At 32.4% G+C, this 14442-nt stretch carries 9 protein-coding genes and 1 pseudogene; 2 read left to right on the forward strand and 8 right to left on the reverse strand.

Going from position 1 to position 14442, the window contains the following annotated elements; translation table 11 throughout:
* Positions 1-161 precede the first annotated feature (161 nt).
* Positions 162-1349, reverse strand: a complete 1188-nt coding sequence (locus ACJJV4_RS11290) for a phosphoglycerate kinase (RefSeq protein ID WP_405294468.1) — start codon at positions 1347-1349, stop codon at positions 162-164.
* Between the two features lie 206 nt (positions 1350-1555).
* Here ACJJV4_RS11290 and ACJJV4_RS11295 point away from each other — a divergent pair, with 206 nt between their 5' ends.
* Positions 1556-2710: an ATP-binding protein gene (locus tag ACJJV4_RS11295; RefSeq protein ID WP_405294470.1), complete on the forward strand. Its 1155-nt coding sequence runs from the start codon at positions 1556-1558 to the stop codon at positions 2708-2710.
* 86 nt (positions 2711-2796) lie between these two features.
* On the opposite strand, the gene ACJJV4_RS11300 is transcribed toward ACJJV4_RS11295, so the two are convergent.
* The 5 genes and pseudogenes from ACJJV4_RS11300 to ACJJV4_RS11320 all read right to left on the reverse strand — a co-directional run bounded on the left by ACJJV4_RS11300 (position 2797) and on the right by ACJJV4_RS11320 (position 10814).
* Positions 2797-3327, reverse strand: a complete 531-nt coding sequence (locus ACJJV4_RS11300) for an OmpH family outer membrane protein (protein WP_405294472.1) — start codon at positions 3325-3327, stop codon at positions 2797-2799.
* A gap of 251 nt (positions 3328-3578) precedes the next feature.
* Positions 3579-4439, reverse strand: a complete 861-nt coding sequence (locus ACJJV4_RS11305) for a class I SAM-dependent methyltransferase (protein ID WP_405294474.1) — start codon at positions 4437-4439, stop codon at positions 3579-3581.
* A gap of 610 nt (positions 4440-5049) precedes the next feature.
* Positions 5050-6920 (reverse strand): annotated as a pseudogene (gene mnmG, locus ACJJV4_RS11310) (tRNA uridine-5-carboxymethylaminomethyl(34) synthesis enzyme MnmG).
* A gap of 83 nt (positions 6921-7003) precedes the next feature.
* Positions 7004-7414: an rRNA maturation RNase YbeY gene (ybeY, locus tag ACJJV4_RS11315; RefSeq protein WP_405294476.1), complete on the reverse strand. Its 411-nt coding sequence runs from the start codon at positions 7412-7414 to the stop codon at positions 7004-7006.
* Entirely contained in the window at positions 7407-10814 is a 3408-nt protein-coding gene (locus tag ACJJV4_RS11320) for a hypothetical protein (protein ID WP_405294478.1), read from the reverse strand. The genes ybeY and ACJJV4_RS11320 overlap by 8 nt, the downstream gene beginning before the upstream one ends.
* Positions 10815-11005: 191 nt before the next feature.
* Here ACJJV4_RS11320 and gltX point away from each other — a divergent pair, with 191 nt between their 5' ends.
* Positions 11006-12517, forward strand: a complete 1512-nt coding sequence (gltX, locus tag ACJJV4_RS11325) for a glutamate--tRNA ligase (protein WP_405294480.1) — start codon at positions 11006-11008, stop codon at positions 12515-12517.
* Between the two features lie 81 nt (positions 12518-12598).
* On the opposite strand, the gene ACJJV4_RS11330 is transcribed toward gltX, so the two are convergent.
* Positions 12599-13714 (reverse strand): glycoside hydrolase family protein, encoded by a 1116-nt coding sequence (locus ACJJV4_RS11330; RefSeq protein ID WP_405294482.1) that lies wholly within the window; start codon positions 13712-13714, stop codon positions 12599-12601.
* Positions 13715-13730: 16 nt separating this feature from the next.
* Complete coding sequence (locus ACJJV4_RS11335) at positions 13731-14414, reverse strand: hypothetical protein (RefSeq protein WP_405294484.1); 684 nt, start codon at positions 14412-14414, stop codon at positions 13731-13733.
* Between the last annotated feature and the right edge of the window lie 28 nt (positions 14415-14442).

A 14442-nucleotide genomic window follows, 5' to 3' on the forward strand; every position in this document is an offset into this window, starting at 1 on the left:
AAAGACCTTTTAAAGGTACATAAACACTACAAAACCATCTTCTTAATGGCAATACAAATACCAAACTAAACCAAAATATTTGAGCAAAAAAAATCACCTTAGCTCCTTATAGTAGAAAGAAAACCAAGATGATTTTTTATTTTATTAAATATATACGTTCTCTATTCTAAAATAGCAGCAATACCAGGAAGTGTTTTTCCTTCTAAGCTTTCTAGCATAGCACCACCACCTGTACTTACGTAACTTACTTTATGTTCAAAACCGAATTGCTTAACAGCAGCAACAGAGTCTCCTCCACCAACTAAAGAAAACGCTCCTTTTTTAGTAGCTTCGGCAATAGAATTTCCTAACTCGATAGTTCCAGCAGCAAAACTCTCCATTTCAAAAACACCTAATGGTCCGTTCCAAAGTATAGTTTTACATTGCATTACAACATCATGAAATTGTTTTCTAGATTTTGGTCCAGCATCAACACCTTCCCAACCATCAGGAATTTCATTAATATCTACTGTTTGCGTGTTTGCATCGTTACTAAAATCATCTGCCGCAACTGTATCTACAGGAATATGAATTTGAACGTTTTTTTCTTTAGCTTGCTTTAAAATATCTAAAGCCAAAGGCATTTTATCATCCTCACAAATAGAATTACCAATTTTACCACCTTGTGCTTTTACAAAAGTGAATGCCATACCACCACCAATAATAAGGTGATCTACTTTATCTAAAATATTTTCTATAATAGTAATTTTAGACGATACTTTTGCACCACCAAGAATAGCCAAAACAGGTTTTTCTCCCGTTTCCATGACTTTATTAATACTTTCTATTTCTTGCGCTAATAAGCTACCAAAACATTTTTTACCTTCAAAAAACTGAGCAATAATAGTTGTAGAGGCATGCGCACGGTGTGCAGTACCAAAAGCATCATTAACGTAAATATCACCTAACTGAGATAGTTTTTCAGCAAAATCTTTATCGCCAGCCGTTTCTTCTTTATAAAAACGTAAGTTTTCTAATAATAAAACTTGCCCTGGTTCTAAGTTTGCCGCAGCGGCTTCAACATCTGCCCCAACACAATCTGCTGCCATAATAACTTCAACACCTAAAATATCTTCAACTTTACTAGCGATATGCTTTAATGAAAATTCATCTTGAAAACCTTTTGGACGACCTAAGTGAGACATTAGAATACAGCTTCCACCATCTTCTAAAATTTTAATAATTGTTGGTTTTGCAGATACAATTCTAGTAGCATCCGTAACTTCAAACTTATCATTTAAAGGCACATTAAAATCTACACGAATTAATGCTTTTTTATTCTCGAAATTAAAATCGTTAAGCGTTTTCATTTTATTTATATGTTTTAATTTTTAACTATTTGATTCACAAATGTAACTAAATAAACAGCCATTTAAAACGTGTTTTTTCACGAAAACGATATAGCGAAGCGATAATTTTAAAAAACTAGAATTCTGATGCCGAGATCCTAACAGTTTTCATAGATATTCATAGATAAATAATAAAAAAATATCTAAATTTTATGTAGGTTTGTTACATGCTTTTTAAAGATGTTTTAGGTCAAGATCACATAAAAAACCATTTAACCACTAGTGTTGATAATGGACGGATTGCCCACGCGCAATTATTTGTAGGTAACGAAGGCTCGGGCACATTACCCATGGCCATCGCTTATGCGCAATACTTATTATGCTCAAATTCCGGAGGAGAAAACAACTCTGGAAATGAAGCTTGTAATCTAAAATTTAATAACATTTCTCATCCCGATTTACATTTTGCTTTTCCTGTAACTACCAGCGATAAAGTAAAAAGTAAACCCGTTTCTAGTTTTTACTTAGAAGAATGGAGAAAACTTTTAAAAGAACAACCTTATGGAAACCTATTTGACTGGTACAAACTACTTGGTGTAGATAACAAACAAGGCCAAATTGGTGTAGATGAAGCATTAAATATTGTAAAATCGCTTACATTAAAATCTTACGAAGGCGGTTATAAAGTAATGCTTATTTGGATGGCAGAAAAAATGAACGGTGCCTGCGCCAACAAACTTCTAAAACTGATAGAAGAGCCACCAAACAAAACTGTTTTTATATTAATTGCTGAAGAAGAAGAGCAAATTATAAACACCATACGTTCTCGTTGCCAAATTTTGCATTTTCCACCACTAGCCGAAGATGTTATTGTAGAAGCTTTAGTAAATCAATTTAATATTGACAGAAACGAGGCTATAAAAATAGCTCACCAAAGCAACGGGAATTATAATAAAGCATGCGATCTAGTATACCAAGATACTGAAGATAACCAGTTTGAAACTTGGTTTATTATGTGGATTCGTAGTGCCTTTAAAGCCAAAGGTAACAAGGCTGCTATTATAGATTTAATTTCCTGGAGCGAAGATATTGCTAAGACAGGTCGTGAAACTCAAAAGCAATTTTTAAACTTTTGCTTAGATTTTTTCAGACAAGCTTTACTACTCAATTATAAGGCTGATGATTTGGTGTTTTTTGAACCAAAATCTGAGAAATTTAAACTAGAAAACTTTGCTCCTTACGTACATGGCAATAATATTATGGATATTAGTAATGAGCTTCAAGATGCCATTTACCATATAGAACGTAACGGAAATTCTAAAATTATACTTACCGATTTATCCATAAAATTAACTCGATTACTGCACAAAAAAGCAGATTAACAACGCTCTAAAACTATTAAGTTTACTACATAAAAAAGGCCTCTTAATTTTATTTAAGAGGCCTTTTTTGTTCTATAATTTAAAACTTATTCTGCTTTTTTATAATCAGCGTTTATAGCTTCAACAATAGTTTTAGTAAGGTCACTTTTCTCATCGCCATACATTACTGTAGCAGCAGCTTCGCTAGTTCCTAAAATATAGTTGTAACCGTTTGTTTTACCGTAAGCACCAACAAAATCTTTAACCTTTACAATTACAGAATCGATATCTGCTTGAAAAGCTTGTGTTAATTGCTGTTGTTCTACTTGCATTTGTTGTTGTAACTGTTGTTGTTTTTGCTGTAAACCAGTCATTAACTCTTCGGCTTTTTTCCTATTGCTTCTAGCAATTCTTTGCGCTTCGGCTTGTGTTTTTTGAGCTTCTGTTTGAAAAGCTAATCCAATGCTATCTGCTCTTTTTCTAAAAGCTTCATCTTTAGCTTTGTATTTTGCTTCTAAATCAATTTTTTCTTGATAATCATTAATAACGACTCCGTTATCTACAAATCCAATTTTATTTGGTTTTTCACAAGATGCTAAAACAAGCATCGCGATGGCAACATAAAGTATGTTCTTCATTTTTATTTTTTTTGATTAGATTTTGGTTAATTTTTTTAATCCGAACAAATGTAATAAAGTAAGCATTAAAACGACACGTAATTATTCGGATTTTAACATATAACGAAAACTTATACCGATTTAGCGTCTAAATAAATAATTACTATTAAAAACAGCTTCATATAAAGCGATTTAAGCTGTTTTTAAAAAACCGCCTTACATTTAGACATTACACCTATAAATCATTTAAATTAAATAGCTAAAAATAATTTTTAGCTATTTTTTATGATATAAATTAGTGAAGAAGCCTCTTTTGAGCTTAAATATTCCAAATTAGAACGCAACCCGTACCAAAATCCTTTTACCGGATTCATCTTGCCTGTTTTATATTTTTCAGAAAGCATACTCACGTAAAACGCATCAAACAACATGGGTTTTGTTTTTACAACACCCATACTCTGTTTAGAAACTAACTTTGAAATAGAATCTTGATTAAAATGCCAAAGATGTCGAGGCACATCAAATGCTGCCCAAAATTCTTTATAATGTTTTGCATCAAAACTTTTGTAGTTAGGAACAGCAATAAGTAAAGTTCCGTTGTCTTTTAAAAGTCCTTTAAAAGTTTTTATATGATCTTCTAAACTTGGTAAATGCTCTAAAACATGCCAAAGCGTAATAACATCAAATTGTTTTAATTCAAATTTTTGAAGTTGTTCTGTATTAAAAACAGACTTGTTTGTTTTACTATTTGCTATACCCCTAGCCTCTTTGTTTGGTTCGATACCAGAAACCAACCAACCATTTTGTTGTGCAGTTTGTAAAAAATCGCCCGTACCACAACCAACATCTAAAAGTTGTTTTGTTTCGGAAGAAAAAGAATTAATAAGTTTCAATTTCTTTTTAAGAGAAATACTTCTCACTAAATGATACACCTTTTCGAAGGCATTTCTCTTAGAATCGGTATGTGAAATATAATTTTCACTTTGATAATATTCCGGTAATTTATCTGAAGTAGGTTGTGGTGTAGTTTCTAAAAAACCATACTCTGAGTTTTCTATTAACTCAAATTCTTCTCCAGAAACAGAATAATCTTTTACTTTTAAGTACTTATTTGCTAATTGATTTTTTACCACGAACCACGTAATTTATTTAATTGACATTTAAAAAACGATTGCTTCTATAAACATTTGAAGCCTCTTTTCTTATTTATTTTAACAGATTAATGTTGAAATTAAAACTATTTTAAGATTTAAAAACGCTTCTTTTATTTAGTTTTTCACCTTAAAACCACATCGATATTTTAATAAATCTCTTAATAAAATTGAATATTTCATATCTCTTTTAAAGCTTTAAAACAAACATCAAAACCGAATTCAATAAACTAATTCAATACAAAACCTCAATATCATTTTGCAAAACAGCACGCTTTTTTAGATTTATATTGAAATTTATCATTCCTGAAATTAAGAAATCATTTGTTTTATTTTCTATAAAAACCAATAACATTTCATTAAAATTCTTCTTAGCCTTTTTATAAGTTTTATAAAAACAGCCTTCTATTTTCAGAGAATCCGATTAAAAAACCGATAGCTTTTTTAATCTTTTATATTCCGATTATTGTGTTCTAAAACTCTATAAACACCTAAAACATCAAAACCAAAACCCAACATGTTCCACGTGGAACGTTAAAAAACGCCATTTAATTTTACTAAAATAACTTTTCTTTAAAACCATTATTATGAATTATCTTCCCATATAAACCAATAAAACAGAAATATCATTTGGAGAAACTCCACTAATTCTTGACGCCTGAGATACGGTTGCAGGTTGTACTTTTTTAAGTTTTTCACGAGCTTCTAAGCTCATAGATTTAATCTGAGAGTAATCAAAATTAGCAGGTATTTTTACATATTCTAAACGCGATAACTTATCTGCATTAACTTTTTCCTTTGCAATGTATCCAGAGTATTTAACCTGAATTTCGGTCTGCTCTATAACTTCCCTATCCAGATTATTATCTTGAATATACGCCTCTACACTTTCCACTTTACGTACATCTTCCATTTCCACATTAGGTCTAGCGAACACTTTAAAAAGCTTTCCAGACTGATTAACAACAGCTGAATTCTTAGACTCTAATATAGGATTTATTTCTTCTGGCTTTACACTTTGAGTTTCAAAAAAGTTTACGAATTTAGCAGCAGCATCGTGCTTTTCTTCCATACGTTTTAAACGTTTTTCAGAAGCTAAACCTAACTCAAATCCTTTTGGAGTTAACCTAATATCTGCATTATCCTGACGTAACAGTGTTCTGTATTCGGCACGAGATGTAAACATTCTATAAGGCTCTTCTGTTCCTTTAGTAATTAAATCATCAACCAAAACACCTATATAAGCTTCGTCTCTTTTTAAGGTAAAAGCATCTTTCTCTTGCGTTTTTAAGCTCGCATTTATACCAGCCATTAAACCTTGAGATGCCGCTTCTTCATACCCTGTAGTTCCGTTTATTTGTCCTGCAAAATACAAACCTTCTACCAACTTAGTTTCTAGTGTATGCTTTAACTGTGTAGGTGGAAAATAATCGTATTCAATAGCATATCCCGGTCTAAAGAACTTCACGTTTTCAAAACCAACTACACCACGTAAAGCCTTAAACTGAACATCTTCTGGCAGCGATGTAGAGAAGCCATTTACATAAACCTCACAGGTATTCCAGCCTTCCGGTTCAATAAATAATTGATGACGATCTTTATCTGCAAAGCGATTAATTTTATCTTCAATAGAAGGACAATAACGCGGTCCTAAACTTTTAATTCTACCATTAAACATTGGTGATCTATCAAACCCTTCACGAAGCAAATCATGCACTTCAAGACTTGTGTAAGTCATGTAACAAGAACGTTGTTTTTCCAAAGGTTTTGTAATATCTAAATAAGAGAATTTCTCTGGGTTTACATCTCCAGGTTGTTCAAGCATTTTAGAATAATCTAAACTACGACCATCAACTCTTGGAGGTGTTCCAGTTTTCATTCTACCAGATTCAAAACCTAATTCTTCAAGCTGTTCTGTAATTCCAGTTGCAGCTCTTTCACCTGCTCTACCTCCACCAAAATTTTTATCTCCGATATGAATTAAGCCATTTAAAAAAGTGCCATTTGTAAGCACAACAGATTTAGCTTTTATACTAATTCCTAAAGAGGTTTTTACACCAACCACTTTATGATTTTCTACAATTAAACTAGAAACCATATCTTGATAAAAATCAAGATTAGGCGTTCCTTCTAAAAGCATTCTCCAGTCTTCTGCAAAACGCATTCTATCACTTTGAACTCTCGGGCTCCACATTGCAGGTCCTTTAGATTTATTCAACATTTTAAATTGAATAGCCGATGTGTCGGAAACAATTCCACTATACCCCCAAGCGCATCTATCTCCCGAACTATTTGCCCCTTAGCAATACCACCCATCGCTGGATTACAAGACATCTGAGCAATGTTTTGCAAATTCATGGTAGCCAACAGTGTTTTACTACCCATATTAGCAGCAGCAGCAGCGGCTTCGCTTCCTGCGTGCCCAGCACCAACAACTATAACATCATAAACATCATTAAACATGCTTTTTCTTTTTTTAACTTGTAGTGTTCCACGTGGAACATAAATATTTTTATATTGAAATCAATAAACCAAAACCGCAGTTTCTACTTGATTAGGTTTAAATAATACTCTTCTTTTTCTCGCATCAAACTAGCGTCTGATTCTGTTTTATCTTTGTATCCACAGTAATGCAAAACACCATGAACAATAACACGTTTTAACTCGCTATCAAACTCCACTTCAAAATCCTTAGCATTATCAATTACCCTTTCTACAGAAATAAATATATCACCTTGAACAATTTTACCAACAGAATAATCAAAACTAATAACATCTGTTAAAGTATCGTGATCCAAAAATTCTACATTCAATTTATGTAAATATTCATCATCACAAAACACATAGTTTATCTCTTCTAATTTAAAACCTTCATTAGAAATTGCATCTATTATCCATTGAGAAACCACCTCTTCTTCCTCTAAATTAAAATCTGTTTCGTAATTAAAATTAATCATTGCTTTGCTTAAAATATTCTTGAACCTTCTCTTTGTAAATTTGCTGCAAAGGTAAGGTTTGTCTATTCAATATTTCAGTAGTATTAAAATATTGTTTAGCGGTAGGTATTTGGTTATTAGAATTGTTGTTAAACTCATTAGTATTAGATTCAGATTCCCGCTTATTATCTTCACCTTGCTTAAAACTAGCCTTATCTAATTTAAGTAACTGATGCTTTAACTGCATCATTTTCTGAAGCGTTCTATTATTAAAACCTTTATTCAATAATTCTAATTCTATATCTTCCATTTGTTTAACTAACTTATCTCCATTACCACCTTTACCAAACTTACCTTCCTTATTTAGTTGCTCTTCTAAAGCTTGACGTAATTCTTGCTGCTGTTGATAAATTTTAAAAAGCTCACCATTTAAATCTTCACTCATTCCGCCTTCACCTTCTCCCTGTTGCTTGCCGTTATCTCCTTTACCTCCATCGCTTTTCTTACCATCCTTTTTACCTTCACCTTCTTTTTTTCCCTCACCATCTTTAGACTCTCCTTCTTGTCCTTTTTTCATTCCTTCCTGCATCATTTTATTAAGTTGCTCTTGGCTCATAATGATATCTGGTAATTGCATATCCCCATCTTGACCTTTACCCATAGACATGCTCATGCTCTCTTGCATATTATCTAATACATCACTAAGAATATTTGCTAAATTATTAGCGGCGGTTACTACAAATTGTTGATTGGAGACACCTTGATACAATCTATTCTCTGCAAGTAAATCCATAGCACGATCTATATTATAATAAACCTCTGTAATTTCCTTGTTTACAGTTTCAGATATTTTTGGTTGACGCAGAGATAATGCAAACAAACTATCGTCTACATGTTCGAAATTCTCCTTTAAATTATTTTGCTTTTTTAAATATGAAGCGAATTTAGCATGGTTAACCTCAATAGATTTAAAATTATTCATTAGAGCTTCTTGATCGAAAGAAAATAAAACCAAGTTATCTAAAACCTGGCGAAGCATTTCAATGTCTTCTTGCATTTGATCGCCTTGCATGCCACTGACAGCGGCACCCATTTGCTGACTCATCTGCTTCATTTTTTTGGCTGCTTTCTTCTGACTATCCTTAGCGTCTTTTGAGTTTTGATCTTTACCTTCCTTTGGTTCGCCATTTGGTTTTTGGCCAGCCTGTTCCTGTTCTTTTTTATCTAAAGCCTCCGATGCTTTTTTCTGCTCATTATCTACCTCCTTTTCATCCAACTTATCCCTAGGAATCTCTATTGGCTTCTTAAGAGATTTACTTTCTTCTTCTAATTTTTTAATATCTTCCTTAAACTTTTCAAATTCGTTATTTAAATCATCCTGCTTTTCTTTGGTGTTTTCTTCATCCGTTTTGTTAGCCAATTTTTCTTGATCTATCGCCAACTTCATTAAATCCTCCTTTAGTTTCTCAAGCTTTTTCTCAACGTAGAATCGTTTTGTTAACTCGAGTAATTGTTGCAGACTTTTTTTCTTGTTTTTGTTTTGCTTAGCAAGCTCATCTAACTTCTGTACTAAATCATCTTTTCTTATTTTTTCTTGAAGATGCTTTAATTGCTCAAGCAGCTTTTCATCTTCTTTTAATTTCTCCTCATTCTCTTCTAAACGCTTTTTTAAGTCTCCCTTAAATTCATCTTCTTTTGGATTATCCTTTTGAAAATCTTCCAAATTATCTTTTAACTTCTTATTGAAATTTTTCATCATTTCGTCCTGCTCTTTCTGGCGCTTAAAAAAAGATTCCAATTTCTTTTTGTCGTTAAAATTTAAATTCGACTTTTCTTTTTGAGTTTTAGTAACCTCTTGCAATTGCTTCTCTTGCTTTTCAAAATTTTGTAGAGATTTATTCAGATCCTGAATATTTTCTTTCTGTTCTTTTAATTGTTTTTGATCTTCTTCCTTTTTTGTGCGTTTTCTATAAGAAAAAACCTTACTTTTTGTACTTTTAAACCTATTAACTAAATCATTATCAAATACTTGAAAATACAAATTATAAGCAATACCCTCTTCAATATTTAAATTATTAGGAAAAGCACTTATAAACTCCGAAATATTAGAATTTGAAATAGGAATATTTTCTGTCTGCTTATTTTTTTCATAGTCAGATGGATAATAAACCAACTGTAATTTACTAAAACCATAATCGTCGCTTACTTGTCCATAAAAATATAAACTTTGCAAATCGACAGAATCTGTTTCAACTTTTAGTTTTAATTCTGGAAATTCATCTTTAACAACATTTATATTAAACGCTAGGTTCTCATAATTTGTTAAATCGGCGTTGCTCGTGCTTAGCGTATATGAGAAATTTTTAAAAATTTTTCGTTTTACGCCAAATATGCCAGGAGCCGATTTTTGGAAACTTATAGTGTCTTTAGAAAATAAATTAACAGAAGTAGTCGATTTTGTTTTTAACTTCCAAATAATTTCCGTTCCCTCAGGCACCATGGCATTACCCGTACTTTTTAAAGTTTCAGTTTTTTTCCTGGTATGGCTTGGAAAATCTAACACCATTTCAAAATCTAAAAGAGAAGGCACCTCAACAACATTTATAGTATACGGTTTTGATGTTACCTTATTTCCAGATAACTGAAAATTAATTTCTGTTTTAGGCTGCGGAAAAATATACTCAAACTCCCCTATTCCTTTTTGTTGTAAAAAATACGTTTCGTTATTATAAATAATTTGAGCACTTTCTGGCATAACCTCGCCAGCCGTTTTTACAATGAGTTTAAAATCTTTATTTTCTATGGCATTTAAATTTTCGTTCACCACAAAAAACTGAAACGGCGCAGGTGGTTCGTAAGCTGTTTTATAATTTACAACACGTGTATAACTATCGCTAAACCAATTAAAATTTCCTGTAAAAAAAGTAAGTAATAAAATTAAAACTGGAATAGCCGCATACTTTAAATACCCAAGATTCTTCTTTAAGTTTATAGCAAGCTTAAAGGGAATTGGATTTAACTCTAAAGATTTTTGATCGATACTCGCTAGTAACAATTCCGATTTAGAATCGCTCTCGTTAAGCTGTAATACATTCAATAACTTATCGTTAACCTCTGGAAAATGTTCTCCAATTAATTTTGATGCTTCTTTATAGTTAATCCCTTTTTGAAGTTTAAATAATTTAGCCAATGGTAACACAATAAACTTACCAAGTAAGGCCAATTCTACAGCAATAAATAACCAAAATAAAACACTACGCGCCGTGGTATTTAACCACAACACATACTCAATAAAAACTGTAAATAGAAAATACAACAAGCCTATTGCAAAAAATAGAATAATCCCTTTAAGCAATTCATTAGTGTAAAATCGTCTAATAAATGCCTCTAACTTGTGCTGTATATTTTTAAAATTATCCATGTGTTTCTAAAAACTATTCGGTACTAACGTATTAACCCACTAAACTACAATTTTATTTTTTACAAGGTTTATAATTAGTTGTTAATTGTATCTTTGTTGCAAATCTTGAAACAAAACTTAGTTTTTAAAGGTTAAAACCGTTTCTATTAACACTTAAATATAAAAATTTAAGCTTTATTATAAATTACAAAATGACCAAAAATGTTCGTGTGCGTTTTGCACCAAGCCCAACAGGACCTTTACATATTGGAGGTGTGCGTACAGCCCTATTCAATTATTTATTTGCAAAAAAACACAATGGAACTTTTATTTTAAGAATAGAAGATACCGATCAAAACCGCTATGTAGAAGGTGCAGAACAATACATTATTGATGCTTTAAATTGGTGCGGAATGCCTTTTGATGAAGGCCCTGGAACCAATGAAAAATTTGGTCCATACCGCCAAAGCGAACGTAAACCTCTTTATAAAGCTTACGCTGAAGAATTAATTGCTTCAGGAAATGCATACTACGCTTTTGATACGGCCGATGAGCTCAATTTTCATAGAACCGATCATGAAGCTAACGGAAAAACTTTTATCTATAACTGGCATAATCGCTTGAAATTAAGCAATTCTTTGTCGCTTAGCGCAGAAGAAACTCAAGCTAAATTAGATGCTGGTGACGATTACGTTATCCGTTTTAAAAGTCCGCAAGATGAAACACTCCACCTAAAAGATATTATCCGTGGTGATATAAAAATTGATACAAACGTTTTAGATGATAAAGTTCTGTTTAAAAGTGATGGTATGCCAACTTATCATTTAGCAAATATTGTAGACGATCATTTAATGGAAATCTCTCATGTTATTCGTGGTGAAGAGTGGTTACCATCTTTGGCACTGCACTACCAATTGTATAAAGCTTTTGGATGGGATGCACCAAAATTTGCACACTTACCTCTAATTTTAAAACCAACCGGAAAAGGAAAATTAAGCAAGCGTGATGGTGACAAATTAGGTTTCCCTGTTTTTCCATTATTATGGGAAGACCCAAAAAATCACGAAATTTCTAGAGGCTATAAAGAAGACGGATATTTTGCCGATGCCATGGTAAACTTCCTTGCATTTTTAGGTTGGAATCCAGGAACGGAACAAGAAATATTTTCATTAGATGAATTGGTTGCTGCTTTCGATTTAAAGAAAGTAAACAAATCTGGAGCTCGTTTTGATCCAGATAAAATTAAATGGTTTAACCACCATTATATGCAAGAACAAAACAACGATGAATTAGCAGAAATGTTTAAAGCATCGCAACCAGAATTAGCAGAAATAGACGAAAGTTACATAGCGATGTCTATTAATTTAATAAAAGAACGTGCTACTTTCGTGAGCGATTTTTGGAATTTAAGTCACTTCTTTTTTATAGCACCAAGAGTATATGATGAAAAGGCCTCTAAAAAAGCTTTAAAAGAAGGTACCGACGACCTAATGAAGCAACTTATAGCCATTTTAAGCACTAATACCGACTTTTCTGTTGAAACACTACAAAAAGAGGTAAAAGGATGGATTACAACTAACGAAATCAGTTTTGGAAAAGTAATGATGCCTTTACGTTTAGCTCTTGTTGGCGCTTTACAAGGTCCTGATGTTTTCGATATTATATACATGATTGGAAAAAACGAAACCGTTAAGCGTATTGAAAACCTAATTGCTACAATATAAGTATAGGTTTCCTTCAAATAAAAAAGGGTTCTAAATAGTTTTAAAACTATTTAGAACCCTTTTTTATTAATAATTACTTTCTTAATGCTTCAACGGAATCACCATATTCCAAGTATTTTCAAACTTCCAAGCTTCTGACCCATTACCAACTGCAGCAAATAAGTGTGTAGGTTTTCCATCTTCAACTAAAACAAAAGGACGCTCAAAATGATTTTGATGCGATGTAGATCCATCATCCCATAATACATCACGACTGTATGCTTTTACATTTTCGAATAAGTTCCATTTTACACCATCTTTAGACCAAATATGGATGCCGCCGCCTTCTTCTCCGCAAATTTCACCTGAGCGATCTTTCATAACGCCTTCGTATCTATCGCCTGCCCACCAAATATATGGATCTTCAACATCTACATGGCTATTGCCCGGAGTTTCAAACCTAAAAACCGGTTCTTCACTTAAGCGTTTGTACTCTCCTTTTGGGCTATCTGCCATAGCAACACCCAACAATAATGGTGGCTTCGGCGTTACAGAAGACTTATACATTAATAGAATTTTACCGGTTTTTGGATCTACTGCTGGCGACGGATTAGAGGTAATTGTAGCATCCCAATGTTCTGGTCTAGGTTCTATAACGGGTTTATCAACGCGTTCCCAAGGGCCGAAAATAGAATCACTAATAGCCAAACCAACTCGTTTATTTAACCAAGCCGCGTTCCAATCATAACCATCTGGTTTTGGATTATCTTTTGTAGGTTGATCAAAATCGTAAGTTGTTCCAAAATGATATAATAAATACTTGTCTTTATACTTTACAATTCTTGGGTTGTGCGTACACATTCCATCGAAAAATTCCTTTCCACGAACTGGAAGCACAACTTCTTGAAACTCGTAAGGTCCAACTGGTGTATCGGCCACAGCACGAACCACTTCAGAATTTGTAACCCAATTACCAAAACCTACATCTTTAGACCATCGTGATGCAAACATATGGTATTTACCATCTTCACCTTTTATAACGGACGATCCCCAAATCCAATACTTATCATCACGAAAACCACCACCTATTGGTGCAGGTAAAACACGATTAATAAACGCTTCGGGAGTTTGATTACTCGACATACAAGATAATAAACCTACCGATGATAAAGCGACAGACCCTTTAATAGTAGTTTCAATAAATGTTCTTCTTTTCATTTTAATTTTTTATAATTTAAAACATAATTACAGCACCCAAAACTAGCATATTTTGGTTTCCTTTAAAACGAGAATCTCCACCAGAAAAGTCTAAGTTTTGATTTTCAATTTTATTAAGAATATTAGTGAATCCGTAAATATATTGAGCTTTAAGTTTAAAGTTATTTATTCCAACCGAAGCACCTACCGCCCCATTAAAATTAAATTGTGAAATATTTGTAATATCCTTAGCCGATAAATTAGTATAATTCGCAATGTAATAATCATCTTGAGCTTTATCATTAAACTCCAACTTACCATTGTATTGCAACATCGGACCAATATCGAAAGTAAAATGCCTCGGAATTATTTTTATATGCATTAATAATGCAAATTGTGCAGCAAACATTTTATAATCTATATAAGCTTCTTCTGTACTAATTAAATTTGGTCTTCCTAATATTTCAACATGACTTTCAGAAAGCTGTAAACCAAAGCTCATATTGTAAAATTTATGCGGTAAATCTACTATAGCAGCTGTTCCTGCCAAAAAACCTTGCGCACTTTTGGTTTCAAAATTATCGGTATTAATATTAAATTGAGTAATACCTCCACCAATATTTATACTATTTGTAATACGCACATTTCCTCTTTGTGAAAAAGATTTTGTAACAAAACATAAGGTAATAGCTACTAATAGTAAAGGTCGATTAAATTTCATACTACTTTGGGATATAAACCACCAAATA

It is taken from the genome of Algibacter sp. Ld11, assembly GCF_045066735.1.
In the GTDB taxonomy this organism is placed as follows: Bacteria; Bacteroidota; Bacteroidia; order Flavobacteriales; family Flavobacteriaceae; genus Algibacter.